Source organism: Microbispora sp. CA-102843, from assembly GCF_050936215.1.
In the GTDB taxonomy this organism is placed as follows: Bacteria; Actinomycetota; Actinomycetes; order Streptosporangiales; family Streptosporangiaceae; genus Microbispora.
On sequence record NZ_JBNJNF010000001.1, the window covers coordinates 6,577,183 to 6,596,615 of the forward strand.

Consider the following 19,433-nt stretch of genomic DNA (forward strand, 5'->3'; position numbering starts at 1 on the left):
GGTCTTCGTATGGGATCAGGCGACGACGGAGCGGAGCGGGATGCCCGCCGCGCCGAGGTCGCGGACCAGGTCGCGGACGAACGGGTGCTCGTCGGCGGACAGTCCATCCGGGTTCGGGATCGTGATGTAGGACGAGCCGTCGGCGGACGCGGTCAGCGCCGTGTCCGTGTAGCGCTCGACCACCGCCTGGGTCCGCGCGAGGTCGGCGTCCGCCACCTGGATGACGATCGGCCGCCACTCCCCGCCGAGGTTCGGCGGCTCCTCCGCCGTCGCCGCGGCGCTGCGCAGAGAGTCAGGGGCCAGGGCGGTCCGCTGCTTCGCCTGCGGCGCGCCCGCCGGGTACAGCAGCGCGTTGGCGAGGAGGTGGATGCCGTTCTCGTTGTACGCCCTGAACAGCGGGTTGTACGCGAAGAGCACGGCGTGTCCGGCGCCGGTCGGCTCGTCGACGAGAGAGGCCGTGCCCTTGAGCGCCTCGGCCCCCACGGTGTAGCCGTTGGACCAGAACGTGTCGTCCGACGGGTAGGTGAGCACGTTCACCCCGGTCTGGCTGGGGTTGAGGATCGGGTCGCCGTTGTTGAACTGGAAGTCCTCCGCCGGGCGGCCGAGCGACACCGGGCTGCCCTGGGCCACGTCCACCCGGAAGTGCGAGCCGATGACCTGGTAGCCGGTCGGCTTGGCCTTCTCGGTCGCGGAGGTGAGGCCGGCGGACCTGGCGACCCGGGTGCCCTCGTTGCGCAGCCCGACGTACGTGCCGCCCGCGGCCACCCACTGCTTGAGGTTGGCCATCCCCTGCGCGGTCAGCCCGCCGTTCGAGCTGCTGCCGTCCGGGACGAGCAGGACGGTCCGCTCGGTGAAGGCCGGGGTGTTGCCGTTGATGTCGGCCGTGGTCACCGGCGTGAGCCCGAGGCCCCAGCGGTCGCCGAGCACGTAGCGGGCCTCGCCGTACGACCCGGAGGTCGTGGAGACGCCGGTGCCGGCGAACAGGCCGACGTCGGGCGTGCGCAGCGCCTCGCCGGACGCCGGGGCGCGTCCGCCCTCGACGGTCACGCCCAGCGAGCCGGCCAGCTTGTCCAGCTCGCCGCGGTTCATCGCCGTGGCGGGCAGGCCAACGACCCCGGTCTGGGCGTCACGCGTGAGCGGCACGCCCGCGCCGAGCAGCCGGAAGGTCAGCTCCGACGCGGCGGCCGAGTCCATCGGGTAGGAGTACGACCCGCCCCGGGGCGCGGCGGAGACGACGCCGCCGTCGATGCCCTTGACGAGGTCGGCCTTCGGCGACAGCTTGTCGCCGGTGGAGATCGTGTTCACGCCCGCGAGCAGCGGGTTGCTCCACGAGGAGACGTCGTAGAAGTAGGGGAACGGGACGTACGGGTCCTCCCCCATGATCGCCTGGATCCAGTGCTTCTGCGGCTGGTCCATCGGGATCCAGTAGGCCCCCTCGGGGACCGTCACATTACTGGCCGTCCGGCCGCCGAAGACCCGCGCGGAGGGCACCTTCACGGGCTTGCTCACCCGGTAGACCTCCACGTCCATGTCGCGCAGCCGCTCGACCAGCCGGCGCACGTCGCCGAGCTGCCGGTCGGGCAGCAGGAAGTACGACCGGATCGCGATGTCGGGCACCGGGAAACGCACGGTGTTCGTCGGCTGGACGACCTCGTTCGGCTCCAGGGTGCCGGCGGCCCCCTCGGCGAGCGCGGTCTGCCAGATCGAGTAGTAGCCGTTCAGGACCTCGCGCCTGTTGTCGGCGGCCCAGCCGGTCGTCGCCCACTGGGTGTTGAACTGCTGCTGCACCCGGTCCTCGACCGCCGACGAGCTGCCCTTCTCGAACGTCATACCGGCGGCGCCGAAGCCCGCGGCCGGGACGCTGTCGCCGTAGCCCATGTAGAACAGGTCGTACGTCGCGTAGTTGAAGTAGCACTCGGTGGTGACCGCGCCGCCGCAGGCGCCGTTGTAGCCGAAGCCCGCCGCGTTCGCCGCGCCGATGCGGTTGATCCAGTTCACCGGCTGGTCGGCGATCTCATGGTGGATCGGGTCGGCGTTGGGCGGGAAGAAGTACTGCCGCCCGCCCATCTCGTGCGCGTCGACGAAGACCTGCGGCGGATAGCGGCGCAGCATGTCGATCTTGCCGTCGGTCTCCGGCTGGGTGCGGGCGAACCAGTCCCGGTTGAGGTCGAACCCGTACTCGTTCGTCCTGCGGCTCGCGTCGCGGCCGTCCGGGTTCTGGGTCGGCATGATGACCGTGACCAGGTTGTCGTTGCGCTTGACCACGTCGCAGGACAGGCCGCTGGCCAGCTCGTACAGGGTCTTGAGCGCGGCGTCGGCGCCGCTCTTCTCGCCGCCGTGCACGTTGCCGGCGATCCAGACGATGGCGGGCGAGTCGTCGGCGATGCGCGCCGCCTTGTCCGCCCGTAGCGACCTCGGGTCACGCAGCGAACGGATCTGGTCCGCGATCTTCTTGAGCTGCCCCGGGACCATGTTGTGGGAGTCGGACACGATGGCGTACGGCAGGTCCTGGCCGGTCACGCTGTGCGCCACGGTGCCCGTGACCACACGGTCCGAGGCGCCTCCCACCGCTTCCACGTACTTCTTGATCTCTTCGGTCGTGAGCACCCGGGGCTGTCCCTTGCCCAGCGGGAAGCCGAAGAACTGCTCGGGAGCCGGCACCTTGCCCAGGTGGGCGTTCTGGTCGGTGCTGCACCGTTCAGGTGCTTTGCGAGCGTCGGCCGGGTCGGCCTGCGCGGGGGACGCGGGCGTCAGCGTGAGCGCGGCCGACACCAGGATCGCGGCGCCGAGCGCCATGCCGTAGGTGGATCTTCCGCACAACATCGTGCGTAACTGCATCTCGCCTCCAGGCGGGGGGACGGGGGATGCCTCGGGGGGAGCACCCGTCCGGGAAACGACAAAGTCACTACGGACAGTATTAGAAGGGAATAAACCGGACAAGACGCCGCGAAATATAACCACGCCTGGGCGGAAACTGTGAGCAATGACGTTTCCGCATGTCAATGCGGCAGCACCTGACCGAATCATCCTTTTATAACGTCCGATAACAACTGGGCATCGGGTTCGCCCACCTCGGCGGTGGTCACAGTCCGCCCCCGCGGCGTTGAGTTCCACCGCCTGCGCGCAGTGCTCGTGAGATCGAATACGGACGGCCGCGCGCCGGGCTGTGGGACCATTCAGGGGGTTTCGAGGAGGACAGGGTGGACGAGGAGCGTCGGGTGGCGGGCAGGTATCACCTGCTCGAACCGATCGGCCGCGGAGGCATGGGCGTCGTCTGGCGCGCCCACGACGACTTGCTCGACCGCACGGTGGCCGTGAAAGAAGTGCTCTACCACCCCACCTCGGAAGAGGACAGGGAGACGTTCAACCGGCGCACCATCCGCGAGGCGCGGGCCGCGGGCCGCATCGACCACCCGAACGTCGTCGTCGTCCACGACGTGATCGAGGAGGACGGCCGTCCCTGGATCGTGATGCAACTGGTCCAGTCGCTGTCATTGGGCCAGGTGCTGCGCGAGCAGGGCTCCCTCCCGCCCGCCCGGGTCGCCGCGATCGGCCTCCAGGTGCTCGACGCGCTGTGCACCGCGCACGCCGCGGGAGTGCTGCACCGGGACGTCAAGCCGGAGAACGTGCTGCTCAACGGGGAGACCCGGGTGGTGCTGACCGACTTCGGCATCGCGACGATGCCGGAGGAGGCCGCGCTGACCATGACCGGCGGCATCACCGGCACCCCCGCGTTCATGCCGCCCGAGCGGCTCAACGGCGACCCGGCGACCCCGGAGTCCGACCTGTGGTCCCTCGGCGCGACGCTGTACGCCGCGGTCGAGGGCAGGACCCCCTTCGACCGCAACTCCGCCGTGGCCACGATGGCGGCCATCCTGCACGACGATCCGGCCCCGCCCCAGCGGGCGGGCGCCCTGACGCCGGCGCTCGAAGGTCTGCTGCGCAAGGACCCGGCCCGGCGCATCGGCGCGGCCGAAGCCGCCGCCCTGCTCAACGCCGCCATGACGGCCGGGCCGGGAGCCGCGACCCCCGGGCCCGAGCCCGGCTCGTGGAGCGGCACGCCGTCCGGGCCGCCGCATCCTCCCGCCGGGCCGTGGGCGCAGACCCCCTCCGGTTGGAACAGCATGGACAGTGCGCCGTCCATCCCGGCGCAGCCGGGGCAGCCCGGGTCCTGGAGCCAGAACCCGACCGGCTCCCCGCAGCCGTACGGTGTCCACCAGTCGTACGGCGGCCCGCACCAGTCCGGCGGTTCCGCCTCCTGGCCCGGGGTCGCCGGTCATCCGGGGCCGACCGGCCCTGGCGGCGGCCCGGGCATGGGAGGCTACCCCACCAGTCCGGGCGGCCAAGGGGCCCAGCCGGGCCACGCGGGTCCCGGCGGGCCGGCCGTCCCTCCGGGGAACCACCCCGGCGGGTACGCCGCACCGGGTGCGCGCCCTCCGGGGCGCGGCTCGGCCACCAAGGTGACGCTGCTCGTCCTGTTACCGCTGCTACTCGTGGCCGTCGTCGCGGGCGGCTGGTACGGCTATCGCACACTGGCCGGCGACGGGACCGTCGCCGAGGACCTCACGCCTTCGGGGACCGACGCCACCTCGGGCGACGCCGGTCCCACTCCGGGAGACACCGGGCCGAGCGCCTCCCGCGAGCCGTCCGCACCGCCGACGAAGGAGCCGTCAGAGAAACCGACGGAGGAGCCGTCGCCGGAGCCCCCCACGCCGACGGCGGCCACACTGCCCAAGGGGTGGAAGACCCACCGCGACCCGCTGGGCTTCTCGATCGCGCTGCCCGTCGGCTGGGTCCCGTACGGCAGGGAGGCCACCCGGGTACGCTTCCACGACCCGAGCGGGCGGGACTACCTGCAGGTCGACTTCACCCCTTGGGAGACCAGGGACCCGTGGGCCGCCCTGCACACGGTCGAGGCGGCCTCGACCAAGAAGGGCTACCTGCGCGGCTACGAGCGCATCAACATGACGTACCGGAGCTACCTCGGTGTTCCCTCCGTGGACTGGGAGTTCACCCACACGACCGACTCCGGCAAGGTGCGGGTGCTCGACCGCGCCTTCCGGCTCAGCGACGGCCGCTGTGTCGCCCTCTACTGGCAGGTCGCCGACTCCCGATGGACATCCGGTTTGTCCTACTTCAACGTCTTTGCGCGCACCTTCCAGCCGTAATAACGATTCGGTGAAGATCCGCAGGTCAAGGGGGATTTCGCCCCAGAACAGTAATGATGTCGCATGCGTTCGCCCAAGTCGGGTAGCGCGACAACCATGGCTGAAGCGCAGACCTCCGAACGTGTCGTGGCAGGACGCTATCGCCTGATCGAGCCGCTGGGGCGTGGCGGTATGGGCACCGTGTGGCGGGCCGTCGACCAGGTGCTCGAGCGGGAGGTCGCCGTCAAGGAGCTGCTCGCGTCGGCCGAGCTCACCGGTCCGGAGCGGGAGGTCTTCACCATCAGGACCTTCCGTGAGGCCAGGGCCGCCGGGCGGTTGAGCCATCCGAGCGTGGCGGCAGTGTACGACGCCTTCGAGGAGAACGGCTACCCCTGGATCGTCCTCGAACTGATCCCGTCCCGGACGCTGGGATCGGTCATCCGCGAGGAGGGCCCCCTGCCGCCGCGGCGGGTGGCGGAGATCGGGTCCCAGGTGCTGGCCGCGCTGCGCGTCGCCCACGCGAACGGGGTGCTGCACCGGGACGTCAAACCCGACAACGTGCTGCTCGCCGACGACGGCCGGGTCGTGCTGACGGACTTCGGCATCGCCGCGATGGAGGACGACTCGCCGGTCACCCGCACCGGCATGCTGATCGGCACCCCGGCGTTCATCGCCCCGGAGCGGGCGGCGGGACGGCAGGCGCAGCGGGCGTCGGACCTGTGGTCGCTCGGAGTGACGCTGTTCATGGCCGTCGAGGGGCGCTCGCCGTTCCACCGGGGTCACGCGCTGGCCACGCTGGCCGCGGTCATGTACGAGGAGGCGGGCCCGACGCACAACGCCGGGCCGCTGGCACCGGTGATCGAGGGTCTGCTGATCAAGGACCCGGCCCGCAGGATGACCGCGGACTACGCAGCGCAGCACCTGCACGCCGTGGCCACCGGCCAGGTCACCGACCCGGTCGTGCCGCGTCCGCGGCAGCCGCCCCGGCTCGCCCGGCTGATGCCCATCTTCGACACCACGCCTTCGGCTCCCGTGTCCGCGCCCGTGTCCCTCGGCGAGGGCACCCCGACGCCGGTCCCGGTGCCCGCGCCCGTACCGGTGGGCCGACGCCGCAGGCCCTGGGCGCTGGCGGCGGGCGCCGGGGCACTCGTCGCCTTCGTCGGGCTGGCGGCCGGCGCCGTGGCGTTCGCCACCGCCAGGCATCCGGCCGACCCGAGGGGGACCGCCGTGGTGAGCACGCCCACGGTGACGGTCTTCGCGACCAAGACCGCCGAACCCAGGACCGCCGAGGCCGCCAAGACCGGCCAGCGGACCGAGAACCGCGAGGCGGAGAAGACGGACACCCAGTGGGTGGCGAACGCCGGGAGCGACGCCGCCGGCGGGCACCGCACGGACAGGTTCAACGGGAGGTCTCCAGAGAAGCCCGGTAAGGGGAAGTCCAAGGAGAAGCCCACCGGGGCCCCGTCCAAGGGTGCAGGCAAGCCCAAGGGCGCCGCCGGCAAGCCCAAGGGGTCTTCCCAGGCGAATCAGACGGGCAAGGGATCCGGCAAGGGGAAGCCCTCCTCATCCAAGTCCGGGAACGGCGGCGGAAGCGTCGAGCCGTCCCAGGGCAAGGGTGGGGGCCAGGGAAAAGGCGCGGGCAAGGCCACGGACGACACCGGTGACATCCCCGACGGCTACACCCAGCCGGAAAACGACTGGGAGGCCTGACCCTCGGGCGAGACGCCCCTGCTCAGCGGGGCCGGACGGCCTGACCGCGTCACCGCGAAGCGCTCCAGGGCGGCCAGGACGGGCAATGAGACGGGGGCTCGGAGCGCCACTCGGCGTGATCGCGACCTGGAGGGCGCGTCAGCCCTCGTCCGCGAGGATCTCCAGCGCGCGGGCCAGGTCGGCGGGGTAGTCGCTGGTGAAGGTCATCCACTCCCCCGTCGCCGGGTGCTCGAACGACAGCGAGACCGCGTGCAGCCACTGCCGGCCCACGCCGAGGCGGGCGGCGAGGGTGGGGTCGGCGCCGTACAGCAGGTCTCCCACGCACGGGTGCCTGAGCGCGGCCATGTGGACCCGGATCTGGTGGGTCCTGCCGGTCTCCAGCTTGATGTCGAGCAGCGACGCCGCCCGGAACGCCTCGATCGTGTCGTAGTGCGTGACCGAGTCCTTGCCCCCGGCCACCACCGCGAAGCGCCCGTCGCCTGACGGATGGCGGTCGATCGGGGCGTCCACGGTGCCCCGCAGCGGGTCCATGTGTCCCTGGACGAGCGCGTGGTAGCGCTTGTCGACCGTGCGTTCCTTGAACGCCCTCTTGAGGTGCGAGTAGGCCCGCTCGCTCTTGGCCACGACCATGACGCCCGTGGTGTTGGCGTCGAGCCGGTGGACGATGCCCTGCCGCTCGGCCGCGCCGCTCGTGGACACCCGGTGGCCGCCGCCGAGCAGGCCGCCGATCACGGTGGGGCCGGTCCAGCCCACGGTCGGGTGCGCCGCCACGCCGATCGGCTTGCTCACCACGACGACGTCGTCGTCCTCGTACAGGATCGTCATGCCAGGCACGGGCTCGGCCACGGGCATCGGCGCGGCGGGGGGCGGCGGGATCGTGACGTCCAGCCAGGCCCCGGCGTGGACGCGGTCGGACTTCGCCGGGACGGCGCCGTCGACCAGCACGTCCCCCGAGGCGATCAGTTCGGCCGCACGGGTGCGGGAGAAGCCGAAAAGCCGGGCCAGAGCGGCGTCGAGGCGCTCGCCCTCCAGGCCGTCCGGCACGGGCAGGCTGCGCTGGTCACCCATCGGCCCGCTCCCCCGCCGGCTCGCCGGTCTGCTTGTCCGCCGCGCCCTCCGCGTGATCCTGGGCGTGGTTCTCGACCGGCTCGTCCGTCTGGCGGGTGCCGTCGATCTGGTAGCCGCGCCAGGCGAGGAACACGGCGAGCACCCCGCCGCACACGATGGCCGAGTCGGCGAGGTTGAACACCGGGAACCGAGTGACCGGGAACACCTGGATGAAGTCGACCACATGCCCCTGGAACGGGGCCGGCGACCGGAAGATGCGGTCGGTCAGGTTGCCGACCGCCCCGCCCAGCAGCAGGCCGAGCGTGATCGCCCAGGGCAGGCTGCGCAACTTCCGCGCCGTGCGCACGATCGCGACGACGACGCCCAGCGCGATCACCGTGAACACGATCGTCATGCCCGTGCCGATGCTGAAGGCGGCGCCGGCGTTGCGGATCACGGTCAGCACCAGCGCGCCGGGCACGACGGTGAGAGGCTCCTCGTGCTCAAGGAACTCCACGACGAGGAACTTGCTGACCTGGTCGAGCACGTACACGACCGCGGCGACGACGACGAGGAGAGCGATCCTCCGCGCCCGGCCGGACCTCGCCGGCTCACCGCTCAGCGGCGCTCCTCCCGCTGCTTGCACGCTACGCACAGCGTCGCCCTCGGGAATGCCCGCAGGCGCTCCTTGCCGATCGGCTTGTGGCACGATTCGCACTCTCCGTAAGTCCCTGCCTCGACGCGGGCGATCGCCCGCTCGTTCTGCGCGAGCAGGTCGCGCGCATTCAGGGTAAGGGCGATCTCACGCTCACGCTCATACGTCTTGGCTCCGGCGTCCGCCGGATCGTCCCCCGCGCCCTGGCTCACGTCCCCGGACGCGAGCTGTTCCTCCGCCCGGGCGATGTCGGCGCGCAACTCCTCGATCTCGTGCCGCAGCCGCTCGTGGACCTCGGCGAGTTCCTCGCCGGACCAGACGTCGTCACTGATGGCGGTTCTCGCTGTGCGCGTCGTCATTGCGGGCCTCCCCTTCGCCCAGAACCCTTCGAGCCCGGGACACCCTTCGAGCAGGGTGCGATTCGAGCCGGTCCGGGCAGAATAAGTCGCCGATAACGGATCGGCAACGGACTACCCGAGGCTTTTACCCCACCCGTAACCGGGTGGCGCATTCGGCCAGCTCCCCCTCGTCGGCCTCTATTTCGATCACTTTGTTACGGATGGTGCCGCCGAGACGCATGCCCCGAATGCCGAGGCGACGGCCCGCGAGGCCCACCTCCGTCGCCCTTCCGCCGGCCCCCGGGACCCACCCGCACACCCTCACAACAATCGCGGGGTCTCCGGGTGTTCCTCCCACGTATTCCCGCGACGGGCCGGGTCTCACTCGGGACGTCACCTCTATATCGGGAAGCCCTTCCGGCCCGGTTGCGTTATCGTCTTAGTCTGCAAGGCGTTGATGGGGACGAGTACCTCCGCATCCGCCCGCTCAGCGACCCGGGGACGGTGGAAGCCCGGGGCGGGCCGCGAAGGGAAGATCACCCCGGAGCCGCCGGAGGAAAGGCCGTCCAGGCCGAGTAGAACCGGCAGCGGAGAGAAAACGAGAGGGCGCCCGGCTCGGCCCGGGCGTCAAGAAGGGTGGTACCGCGGAGCCGTCCCAGGCTTCGTCCCTTCACGCCATGTCAACAGGCTGTCACAGCCACCGCGTGGAGGTCCCGCCCGACGATGTCTTCCCACTACTTCCGCTCACTTCCCGCGCAGGTCGACCTGCCGGCCCTCGAGCACGAGGTCCTCGAACGCTGGCGGGACGGGAAGGTCTTCGAGCGCTCGCTTGAGCAGAACGCCGACGGCCCCTCCTGGGTGTTCTACGAGGGCCCGCCGACCGCCAACGGCATGCCCGGCGTCCACCACGTCGAGGCCCGCGTCTTCAAGGACGTCTTCCCCCGCTACAAGTCGATGCGCGGCTACCACGTCCCCCGCAAGGCCGGCTGGGACTGCCACGGCCTGCCCGTCGAGGTCGCCGTCGAGAAGGAACTCGGCCTGTCCGGCAAGCCGGAGATCGAGTCGTACGGCATCGCCGAGTTCAACGCGCGCTGCCGCGAGTCGGTGCTCCGGCACGTGGACGCGTTCGAGGAGATGACCGAGCGGATGGGCTACTGGGTCGACATGTCCCAGGCCTACCGCACCATGGACCCCCAGTACGTCGAGGCCGTCTGGTGGTCGCTCAAGGTCGTCTGGGACAAGGACCTGCTCTTCCGCGACCACCGGATCACGCCCTACTGCCCCCGGTGCGGCACCGGCCTGTCCGACCACGAGCTCGGTCAGCCCGGCGGCTACGAGACCGTCTCCAGCCCGTCGGTGTACGTCCGGATGCCCGTCGTCTCCGGTCCTCTGGCCGAGATGGACGCCTCGCTGCTGATCTGGACCACCACTCCCTGGACGCTGGTCTCCAACACCGCCGTCGCCGTGCACCCCGACGTGACGTACGTCGCGGCCCGGCGCGGCGACGAGGTGCTGGTGGTGGCCGAGCCGCTGCTGCGGCGGGTCCTCGGCGAGGACGCCGAGGTGCTGGCCACCTACCAGGGCTCCGAGCTGGAGCACACCGCCTACCGGCGTCCCTTCGACCTGGTGGACATCGAGGGCGCCCACTACGTCGTGCTCGGCACGTACGTCACCGTCGAGGACGGCACCGGCCTGGTCCACCAGGCCCCCGCCTTCGGCGCCGACGACATGGCCGTCTGCAAGCGCTACGGCCTGCCGGTGGTCAACCCGATCGGCCCGGACGGGCGCTTCCTGCCGGACGTGCCGTTCGTGGGCGGCCTGTTCTTCAAGGACGCCGACGAGCCGCTGACGGAGAACCTGCGCGAGCGCGGCCTGCTGTTCCGCGGCGAGCACTTCGAGCACAGCTACCCGCACTGCTGGCGCTGCCACACCCCGCTGCTGTACTACGCGCTCCCGTCCTGGTACATCAGGACCACCGCGATCAAGGACCAGCTCCTCGCCGAGAACGAGCGCACCAACTGGTTCCCCGAGACGATCAAGCACGGCCGGTACGGCGAGTGGCTGCGCAACAACGTCGACTGGGCGCTGTCGCGGTCGCGCTACTGGGGCACCCCGCTGCCGCTGTGGGTCTGCTCCCAGGACGAGGACCACGTCACCTGCGTCGGCTCGCTGAAGGAGCTGGGCGAGCTGGCGGGCCGCGACCTGACCGGCCTCGACCCGCACCGCCCGTACGTCGACGACGTGACCTTGCCCTGCTCCGCCTGTGGGGCCGAGGCTCGGCGGGTGCCCGACGTGATCGACGTCTGGTACGACTCGGGCGCCATGCCGTTCGCCCAGTGGGGCGCGCCGCTGGTCAACAAGGAGGTCTTCGAGAGCTCCTTCCCCGGCCAGTTCATCTGCGAGGCGATCGACCAGACCCGCGGCTGGTTCTACTCGATGATGACCGTCGGCACGCTGGTGTTCGGCCGGTCGTCGTACGAGAACGTGCTCTGCCTCGGCCTGATCCTCGCCGAGGACGGCCGCAAGATGAGCAAGCACCTGGGCAACGTCCTGCAGCCGCTGCCGCTGATGGACCAGCACGGCGCCGACGCCCTGCGCTGGTACATGGCCACCTCCGGGTCCCCCTGGGCCCCGCGCAGGATCGGTCACGCCGTGCTGGAGGAGATCGTCCGCAAGGTCCTGCTGACCTACTGGAACACCGCGTCGTTCTTCGCGCTCTACGCCAACGCCGAGTCGTGGTCCCCGGCCCGGATGGCCGACGCCCCGGCGTACGCCGAGCGGCCGCTGATCGACCGGTGGGCGCTGGCGGAGCTGCACCGCACGGTGGCCGACGTCACCGCGTCGATGGAGGAGTTCGACACCGCCCGGGCCGGGCGACGGGTCACCGAGTTCCTGGACGACCTGTCCAACTGGTACGTCCGCCGCTCGCGCCGCCGCTTCTGGTCCGGTGAGGCGTCGGCCTTCGCGACGCTGTACGAGTGCCTGGAGACCGTCACCCGGCTCATGGCGCCGCTCGTGCCGTTCCTCACCGACTACCTGTGGGACGTGCTGCGCGACCCGGACGCCCCGGCCTCGGTGCACCTGGCCACCTGGCCGGAGGTGAACACCGCGCTGCTCGACCCCGAACTGTCGGAGCGGATGGCGCTGGTGCGCCGGCTCGTGGAGCTGGGCCGGTCGGCGCGTGCCTCGTCGTCGGTCAAGACCCGCCAGCCGCTCGGCCGGGCCCTGGTCGGCGCGCCCGGCTGGGCCGCGCTCCCCGGCGAGCTGCGCGAGCTGATCGCCGACGAGCTCAACGTCCAGCGGCTGGAGGACCTGTCCGGGTTCTCCGCCGACCTGGTGACGTTCACGGTCAAGCCCAACTTCCGCAGCCTCGGCAAGCGGTTCGGCTCGCAGACCAAGCTCGTCGCCGCGGCCGTATCGGCCGCCGACCCGGCGGAGCTGGCCCGCGCCCTGCGCTCGGGCGGGTCCGCGACGGTCGAGGCCGGGGAGCTGGGCACGGTGGAGCTGGGCGCGGACGACGTGATCGTGACCGAGCAGCCGAAGTCGGGCTGGGCCGTGGAGACCGGCGCGGTGGACACCGGCACCGGCGAGACCGTGGCGCTGGACCTGGCGATCACCGACGAACTGCGCCGGGCCGGCCTGGTGCGCGACGTGATCCGGCTCGTCCAGGAGGCCCGCAAGTCCACCGGCCTGGCCATCACCGACCGCATCCACCTGTGGTGGTCGGCCGACGGCGAGCTGGCCGAGGCGCTGCGCGAGGGCGGCTCCGCCGTCGCCGACGAGGTGCTGGCGGAAAGCCTCACCGAAGGCACTCCGGAAGAGGACCTGCCGGTCCACGAGGACGCCGACCTCGGCCTGTCCTTCCGCCTCCGCAAGGCCTGAACGGCCTACCGCCGGGGGCCGGTCACCCGACCGGCCCCCGGCGACTCGCCACGCCGATGCCGGCGAGGCAGTCGAAAGCTGGTCGAAGGCCGTCTCGTACATCGGCGAATCCGCGCTCTACGCGCGCAGGGCGGAACGCCACGAGGTGTTCCGTACGGACGAGCACTCGCGGAACCTCGCGGCGTACGCCTGGGCGCGGTTCGAGCAGCGCAACCACCTGGGCGTCGAGGCGCTCGGCTGTACGCGCGAGACCCTCCGGCAACTCCGGGAGCAACTCGAACGCTTCGATCAGGAGCTGAGCGTCGCCCAGTGGAGGCATGCCCGGCGACACTGCGCCGGGCCTGCGGCACTGGTGGTTTCCCGAGTCGCCGACGCTCGACCGCGGCCTGGTGCGGGGGCCTATGCCGCCTCTCAGCCGTTCTGGCAGACCGAGCAGGGGGTGAGGCCCGCCTCGTCGGCCTCGGCCCGTGTCATGGTCTCGATGCCCGAGTCGCCCATCCCGTTGATCAGGGGGCAGTCGGCCGCGTGGTAGCGCCGTGTGCCGACCATGACCCGCACCCGCGTGTCCCCGCCCGTGGACGGCTCCACCGCGTCGGAGGTGCTGCGGTCCTCTCCGGTCCCGCTCCCGGACTCACCGCGGTTCTCCCCGGTCTCGCCGCCCTTGCCCGCGCCATCGGGACCGGGCGTGGCCGCCCTTTCGGCGCGGGCCGCTGCGGCCGAGCCGTCGCCCTTGCGGGCGCCGTCCTCCTCGCGGGCGGGGCCGGTCTTCTCAGCGCTCGTCCCGGCGCTCGTCCCGGTGCCCGTCCCCGTGCTCTTCCCGGTGCTCTTCTCAGTGGTGCTCTCGGCGGCGGCTGCCGGGCCGGAGGTGGAGCCGGCCGAGGCCGCGGATCCGGCGCGCCCGGATCCGGGGGTCTCTGCCGGCTCCACCGGCTTTCCGGCCCCCACACGCGGGGGTGTGGGGGCGTCCTCCGGACGGGACGCCGCTTGCGCGTCCGCGTCGCCGGAGTCGCTCTGGTCGTCACGGGCCTGCTCGTCGTCCGCGCGGGAAGAGGAGGCCTGCCGCGGCGAGGGCGCAGCCGCACCGGGCGCCTTGTCCTCAGCCGCGGTTCCACCGGACTCGCCGTCCCCTGACGACGGGGTTTCCTTCTCCGCCTCCCCGGCGGCGGCCTTGGACCGCGCGGGGTCCCACGGCCGGGAGGCCCCGCCGGGCCTGAACCAGTCGTGCTCCGCGGTGTCGGTCATCGACTCGTCCGTCTCGTCGTCCGCCCGGCCCGACGCCGATCCTGCCGCCGGCGGAGACCAGGCCGGTGCGGACCATGACGTGGCAGAAGGCCAGGACGAAGCGGAGGATCCGGACGACGACCCGGATGACGCGGAGGAGGACGACCCGGAAGGCGATGACGGCGGCGTCGAGGCGGCGGGCGGCTGCGCCGTTGGGTCGGCGCCGGACTCCGGCGACGCGCCCTGGCCGAACCAATTCACCGGTGTGTGCCCGTCGCCCTCGGTCCCGGCCTCGGCCGCGGGGGCCGTGTCACCCGCGGAACCGTCCTGCTCGTCCGTCTCGGCGGCCTCTCCGGACGCCTTTTCCGCCGTCTCGCCGGGCTCTTCGCGCGCTTCGTCATCGGACGGCTTGCCACCGGACGGCGTGGACGGGCCGGACGACTCGGGCAGGCGCGGCCCCGGGACGCCGGGCTGAGGGAACCGCGCGACGGGCGGCTCGCGATCAGCGGGCGTGGGACGGGGTGCTTCCTGGCCGGTCGTGCCGGAGGTCCCGGCCGAAGGCGTGGTGATCGTGGGAGCGGCTTCCGCGCGCAGGCTCTCGTCGCGGAGTGGGGCCTCTTCCGGCTCCCCCATACGGGCGGAGGTCTCGGGGAGACAGGTGGTGCAGGGGGTGAAGCCCTCCTCGCGGGCCTCCTCGTGCGTGAGCTCCTCGGTCTCGCGCCCGGCGAGCTGGCGGCAGGTGGCCAGATGGAAGCGCTTGCGCCCGGGGATCACGAGGACGATCGCGTCGGGGGCCAGGCCACGGCCGGAACCGGCCGGCGGCCGCGTGATCGGCGCCGTCCGCTGGAGCGGCGGAGGCGGGAAAGTCTGCGGGGGCAATGCCCCGTGATGTGTGACCGGCGGTGCCGCCACCATCGGCGTCGCCACCGGATGCGCCGGTGCCCCGGCGAGGGCTCCGCCGTACGCCCCGCTCACGGCACCGACGTGCGCGAGCTGGGGCACGGACGAACCCTGGGGGGTGGGAGCGGTTCCCTCGGCGGCACGCCCACCGGCAGGGAACAGCTCGTGGCGCCTCAGCAGTGCCCCGATCAGCAGGCAGACCGCCGACAGCACGCTGACGACGATCGACCACATCACGAGAGGTGGCGTCCCCAGCACGACGCCCGCGATGAGCAGGACGATTGCGGCGAGGACCAATGCGGCACTGATGAGGATCACGGGGGGTTCTCCGAGCTATCGGGTCCCTGTGGGACCCGCCACTGCTTACCGGCGGTCGTTGTGGGGGCCGTCGGGTCCGGGGAAGGCGCCGGAGTGCTGCGAGGGCTCCTGGCCGAACGGGTTGGGGGCGGCGGTCATCTGCTGGGGGGCGGGGGCGACGGCGTGGGCCATGGCCGGGGGGGCCACGATCGGGAAGCCTCCGCTGCCCTCACCCGCGACGTTCAGCTCGGCGAGCTGGTTCTCCAGGTACAGCTTGAGACGGCTGCGGTACTCACGCTCGAAGCTGCGCAGCTCCTCGACCTTACGCTCCAGCTCGTCGCGGGTCTGCACGAGGGTGCCCATGGCCTGGCGGTGCCGCTCCTGGGCGTCGCGCTCCAGCGTCTCGGCGCGGGCGCGGGCGTCACCGATGATCTGCTCGGCCTGGCGGCGGGCCTTGCCGAGGATGTCGTCGGCCTCACGCCGGGCGCGGGTCACGGTCTCGTCCGCCTCGCGACGGGCGTCGGCGATCGCCTGGTCGGCCGTCTGCTGGGCGAGGGCGAGCACGCGGGCCGCGGTGTCCATGTTGTCCTCGGCGGGCGGCAGGCCCATGCCGACGGGCACCGGCTCGGGGCGGGCCGGCTCCGGAGGCTTGATCGGCTCCGGCTGGGGGACCATCATCTCGGGCTTCGGCTCGGCCACAGGAGCGGGCGCCATCTGCATGGAGCCGGGCATGCCCATGCCCCCGGGAACCTTGCCCCTGAGGCACTCGGCCAGCTTCGCGCGGAGTTCCTCGTTCTCCTGGATGAGGCGGTCCAGTTCGGCCTCGACCTCGTCGAGGAACGCGTCGACCTCCTCCTCGTCGTACCCCGGCCTCAGCCGGGTGGTACTGAACTGCTTGTTCCGCACATCGGCGGGCGTCAACGGCATTTGGGTCTCCTTGGCGCGCTTGGAGTCTGTCCGGTCGGACGGTACCCGATCAACGAAGCGCGTTCACGACTTGGATCAAGACCAAAACCACAATGAACAGCACTGTGAAGCTCAGGTCAAAGGCCACCGTACCCAACCTGAGGGGCGGAATGAAACGGCGGAGGAACTTGAGAGGCGGGTCGGTCACTGTGTAAACAACCTCCGCCAGCACCAGGACGACCCCGGTGGGTCGCCAGGCGCGGGCGAACGCCTGCACCGTATCTATGATCATTCTGCCGATCAGCAGAACCAGGAAGAGGGTCAGGGCGATGACCAAGATCTCGCTAATGATCCCCACGGTCGAGCCCCGCCTCCCCTCGGTCCAGCCGCCCTCGGGCCGCACGGGCACCGCTCAGCCGGTCTCTGTTCATGTATGGAACTCTAGCTCTGGTTGAAGAAGCCGCGTTCCGCGATTCTGGCCTTGTCCTCGGCGGTCACCTCAACGTTGGCGGGGGACAACAGGAACACCTTGTTGGTAACACGTTCGATGCTGCCGTGTAGGCCAAAGACGAGACCTGCCGCGAAATCGACAAGGCGCTTGGCGTCGCTGTCGACCATCTCTGTCAGATTCATGATGACCGGCGTGCCCTCGCGGAAGTGCTCGCCGATCGTCCGCGCCTCGTTGTACGTGCGGGGATGCAGGGTGGTGATGCGCGCCAGATCGGTCGTACGGCGCTCCAGCACGGTCGTGGGGGGACGCGGCGCGGGGACGGCCGTCTCGGTGTCGTCCTCGCGCTCCAGGGGCCCGGAGTGCGTACCCGAGGGCCCGGCGAAGCCGCGCCGCGGCGACTCGTACTCCTCGTCGCCGTACTCCTCGTCGGTGCCGTACTCTGCCGCGTACCTGTCTTCGTAGCGGTCGTCCTCCACGAGACCGAGGTAGACCGCCATCTTGCGCATCGCGCCGGCCATCGCTCGTCGTCCTCCGCGTTACTGGTGCCTTCAAGGTCCCTTCGGAAGGCCAGGGCGGTAGCCGTACCCCCCTTGGAGCTCACCGCTGATCGACCTCTACCTGAGCGCGGACACCATGGTCCACTCGGGGGACATTACCTGACGAAGGGCTTTCTGCGGCCGAGCAACGCCGTACCGACTCGCAGGTGTGTCGCGCCGTTCGCCACAGCCTGGGGGATGTCTCCACTCATCCCGGCCGATATCACGTCGGCCGTGGGGTGTTCCTCTCTGACCCGCTCGGCGACGGCCCGCAGCCGGGCGAACGCGGCGGCCGGGTCCTCCCCCAGCGGGGCGACCGCCATGACGCCCCGCAGGCGCAGCCCCTCCGCCTTCGCGACGAGCCCCGCGAGCGCCGGCACCTCCTGCGGCGCGACGCCGCCCCGTCCGGCCCCGCTCTCGCCCGGTGCGGCGTCGAGGGCGACCTGGATGAGACAGTCCACCTCGCGCCCGGCGCGTACGGCCTCGCGGCTGAGCGCGTCCACCAGGCGGGGGCGGTCCACCGAGTGGACCATGTGGGCGTAGGAGACGACCGACCGGACCTTGTTCGTCTGTAACTGGCCGATGAAGTGCCACGTCAGGCCGAGACCGGCGCAGTCGGCCGCCTTGGCCGCCGCCTCCTGGTCGCGGTTCTCGCCGACGTGCGACACGCCCAGCTCCGCGAGCAGCCGCACGTCGGAGGCCGGGTAGGTCTTCGTCACCGCGATGAGGGTGATCTCCGACCGCGACCGGCCCGCGGCCCGGCAGGCGTCCTCGACACCCCGCTCCACCTCGGCCAGCGCCGCGGCCAGCTCCTCGCGCCGGTCACCCACGGACCGCGCCCCCAGCCGTACGGACGCGCGGTGTCACGTGAGGCAGCGTCACTTGAGGAAGTCCGGCACGTCGAGCTCCTCCTCCTGCTCCTCGAACACCACCGGACGCCGGGGAGCCGGCTGCGTGGTCCTGGAGGTGATCGGGGTCGGCGGCTCGGGAGTGGGACGCGGGATCGACAGCGGCCCGGTCGCGCCCTGGTCCCGCCCGCCGTCGGCCCCGGTGTCGCGCGGGAACGGCGTGACCGCCTCGGCCTGGTGGGCCTGCGGCGCGGACGCGGCCTGCGACGTCGCCTGCTGGACCGGCTGGCTCGCGGGCTGGGCCGGCGGCGGCACAGGGTTCGCCGGAAGCGCGTTCACCGGAAGCTGGGTCACCGGCGGAGTCGCGGGCTGCACCGGCGCGGGAGCCGGGGCGGGCTGCGCCACGCTGCTCACCGGGCGCACGGGCGGCTGCGCGGGCTCCGGCTTGGCCGGGGCGGGCGCGGGGCGGGCCGCGGGCGCGGCCGCCGCCGGACGGGCCGCCTGCTGGGGCCGCGACAGCGGTGCGGCCACCGGCGTGGCCGATTCGGGCTCGTCGAACCCGGCCGCGATGACCGTCACCCGCACCTCGTCGCCGAGCGCGTCGTCGATGACCGTGCCGAAGATGATGTTGGCGTCGGGCGCGGCGGCGTTGCTGACGAGCTGGGCCGCCTCGTTGATCTCGAACAGGCCCAGGTCGGAGCCGCCCGCGATGGACAGCAGCACGCCGTGGGCGCCGTCGATGCTCGCCTCCAGCAGCGGGCTGGAGACCGCCATCTCGGCGGCGGCGACCGACCGGTCGTCGCCCCTGGCGTGGCCGATGCCCATGAGGGCCGAGCCCGCGCCGGACATGACCGACTTCACGTCGGCGAAGTCCAGGTTGATCAGACCGGGCGTGGTGATGAGGTCGGTGATGCCCTGCACACCGGACAGCAGCACCTGGTCGGCGGCCTTGAACGCGTCGAGCACGCTCACCTGGCGATCGGAGATCGACAGCAGCCGGTCGTTCGGGATGACGATCAGCGTGTCGACCTCCTCGCGGAGGGTCTCGATGCCGGCCTCGGCCTGCATGGCCCGGCGCTTGCCCTCGAAGCTGAAGGGCCGGGTGACCACTCCTATCGTGAGCGCGCCGAGCGAGCGGGCGATGCTGGCCACGACCGGCGCGCCGCCGGTCCCGGTGCCGCCGCCCTCGCCCGCGGTCACGAAGACCATGTCGGCGCCCTTGATGACCTCCTCGATCTCCTCCCGGTGGTCCTCGGCGGCCTTGCGGCCCACCTCCGGGTTGGCGCCCGCGCCGAGGCCCCGGGTGAGCTCGCGCCCCACGTCGAGCTTCACGTCGGCGTCACTCATCAGCAGCGCCTGGGCGTCAGTGTTTATGGCGATGAACTCGACGCCCTTGAGTCCCTCCTCGATCATCCGGTTGACGGCGTTCACTCCGCCGCCGCCGATGCCGACGACCTTGATGACCGCGAGGTAGTTCTGCGGTGCTGCCACGACG

At 71.7% G+C, this 19,433-nt stretch carries 14 protein-coding genes; 3 read left to right on the forward strand and 11 right to left on the reverse strand.

The annotated features are described in order from the left end of the window. Positions 1 to 15: 15 nt before the first annotated feature. A complete protein-coding gene (locus ACQEVJ_RS30495; RefSeq protein ID WP_433106973.1) occupies positions 16 to 2,838 on the reverse strand; it encodes a M14 family zinc carboxypeptidase in 2,823 nt (940 codons plus the stop codon). Between the two features lie 362 nt (positions 2,839 to 3,200). On the opposite strand from ACQEVJ_RS30495, the gene ACQEVJ_RS30500 reads away from it, so the two are divergent. Both ACQEVJ_RS30500 and ACQEVJ_RS30505 read left to right on the forward strand, forming a co-directional pair. After that, on the forward strand, positions 3,201 to 5,168 hold the full coding sequence (locus ACQEVJ_RS30500) for a protein kinase domain-containing protein (protein WP_433106975.1): 1,968 nt from the start codon (positions 3,201 to 3,203) through the stop codon (positions 5,166 to 5,168). A gap of 96 nt (positions 5,169 to 5,264) precedes the next feature. Then, positions 5,265 to 6,857: a serine/threonine-protein kinase gene (locus tag ACQEVJ_RS30505; protein ID WP_433106977.1), complete on the forward strand. Its 1,593-nt coding sequence runs from the start codon at positions 5,265 to 5,267 to the stop codon at positions 6,855 to 6,857. A gap of 138 nt (positions 6,858 to 6,995) precedes the next feature. On the opposite strand, the gene ACQEVJ_RS30510 is transcribed toward ACQEVJ_RS30505, so the two are convergent. The 3 genes from ACQEVJ_RS30510 to ACQEVJ_RS30520 are packed head-to-tail and all read right to left on the reverse strand — an operon-like array spanning position 6,996 to position 8,918. Then, positions 6,996 to 7,925, reverse strand: a complete 930-nt coding sequence (locus tag ACQEVJ_RS30510) for an RluA family pseudouridine synthase (RefSeq protein WP_433106979.1) — start codon at positions 7,923 to 7,925, stop codon at positions 6,996 to 6,998. After that, positions 7,918 to 8,559 carry a signal peptidase II gene (lspA, locus tag ACQEVJ_RS30515; protein WP_433106981.1) on the reverse strand — a complete coding sequence of 214 codons (642 nt, stop codon included), beginning with the start codon at positions 8,557 to 8,559 and terminating at the stop codon, positions 7,918 to 7,920. Before lspA ends, ACQEVJ_RS30510 begins: the two co-directional genes overlap by 8 nt. Next, a complete protein-coding gene (locus tag ACQEVJ_RS30520) occupies positions 8,523 to 8,918 on the reverse strand; it encodes a TraR/DksA family transcriptional regulator (protein WP_433106983.1) in 396 nt (131 codons plus the stop codon). The genes lspA and ACQEVJ_RS30520 overlap by 37 nt, the downstream gene beginning before the upstream one ends. 702 nt (positions 8,919 to 9,620) lie before the next feature. On the opposite strand from ACQEVJ_RS30520, the gene ileS reads away from it, so the two are divergent. Further along, positions 9,621 to 12,779 (forward strand): isoleucine--tRNA ligase, encoded by a 3,159-nt coding sequence (gene ileS / locus ACQEVJ_RS30525; RefSeq protein WP_433106985.1) that lies wholly within the window; start codon positions 9,621 to 9,623, stop codon positions 12,777 to 12,779. 22 nt (positions 12,780 to 12,801) lie between these two features. On the opposite strand, the gene ACQEVJ_RS30530 is transcribed toward ileS, so the two are convergent. The 7 genes from ACQEVJ_RS30530 to ftsZ all read right to left on the reverse strand — a co-directional run bounded on the left by ACQEVJ_RS30530 (position 12,802) and on the right by ftsZ (position 19,429). Beyond that, positions 12,802 to 13,098 (reverse strand): hypothetical protein, encoded by a 297-nt coding sequence (locus ACQEVJ_RS30530; protein ID WP_433106987.1) that lies wholly within the window; start codon positions 13,096 to 13,098, stop codon positions 12,802 to 12,804. Between the two features lie 92 nt (positions 13,099 to 13,190). After that, the gene (locus ACQEVJ_RS30535) at positions 13,191 to 15,218 is read right to left on the reverse strand and encodes a hypothetical protein (protein WP_433106989.1); all 2,028 of its coding nucleotides are present in this window, start codon (positions 15,216 to 15,218) and stop codon (positions 13,191 to 13,193) included. Between the two features lie 45 nt (positions 15,219 to 15,263). Next, positions 15,264 to 16,124, reverse strand: a complete 861-nt coding sequence (locus ACQEVJ_RS30540; protein ID WP_433106991.1) for a DivIVA domain-containing protein — start codon at positions 16,122 to 16,124, stop codon at positions 15,264 to 15,266. A 49-nt stretch (positions 16,125 to 16,173) separates the two neighbouring features. After that, a complete protein-coding gene (locus tag ACQEVJ_RS30545; protein WP_205829672.1) occupies positions 16,174 to 16,440 on the reverse strand; it encodes a YggT family protein in 267 nt (88 codons plus the stop codon). A 104-nt stretch (positions 16,441 to 16,544) separates the two neighbouring features. After that, entirely contained in the window at positions 16,545 to 17,072 is a 528-nt protein-coding gene (locus tag ACQEVJ_RS30550; protein ID WP_079318306.1) for a cell division protein SepF, read from the reverse strand. A gap of 134 nt (positions 17,073 to 17,206) precedes the next feature. After that, entirely contained in the window at positions 17,207 to 17,920 is a 714-nt protein-coding gene (locus tag ACQEVJ_RS30555) for a YggS family pyridoxal phosphate-dependent enzyme (protein ID WP_433106993.1), read from the reverse strand. A gap of 48 nt (positions 17,921 to 17,968) precedes the next feature. Further along, on the reverse strand, positions 17,969 to 19,429 hold the full coding sequence (gene ftsZ / locus ACQEVJ_RS30560) for a cell division protein FtsZ (RefSeq protein WP_433106995.1): 1,461 nt from the start codon (positions 19,427 to 19,429) through the stop codon (positions 17,969 to 17,971). Between the last annotated feature and the right edge of the window lie 4 nt (positions 19,430 to 19,433).

Coding starts and splice junctions, on each gene's coding strand:
- ACQEVJ_RS30520 (WP_433106983.1), bottom strand. CDS start 8,918: ATGACGACGCGCACAGCGAGAACCGCCATCAGTGACGACGTCTGGTCC.
- ACQEVJ_RS30510 (WP_433106979.1), bottom strand. CDS start 7,925: ATGGGTGACCAGCGCAGCCTGCCCGTGCCGGACGGCCTGGAGGGCGAG.
- ileS (WP_433106985.1), top strand. CDS start 9,621: ATGTCTTCCCACTACTTCCGCTCACTTCCCGCGCAGGTCGACCTGCCG.
- ACQEVJ_RS30530 (WP_433106987.1), bottom strand. CDS start 13,098: ATGCCTCCACTGGGCGACGCTCAGCTCCTGATCGAAGCGTTCGAGTTG.
- ACQEVJ_RS30540 (WP_433106991.1), bottom strand. CDS start 16,124: ATGCCGTTGACGCCCGCCGATGTGCGGAACAAGCAGTTCAGTACCACC.
- ACQEVJ_RS30495 (WP_433106973.1), bottom strand. CDS start 2,838: ATGCAGTTACGCACGATGTTGTGCGGAAGATCCACCTACGGCATGGCG.
- ACQEVJ_RS30505 (WP_433106977.1), top strand. CDS start 5,265: ATGGCTGAAGCGCAGACCTCCGAACGTGTCGTGGCAGGACGCTATCGC.
- ACQEVJ_RS30550 (WP_079318306.1), bottom strand. CDS start 17,072: ATGGCCGGCGCGATGCGCAAGATGGCGGTCTACCTCGGTCTCGTGGAG.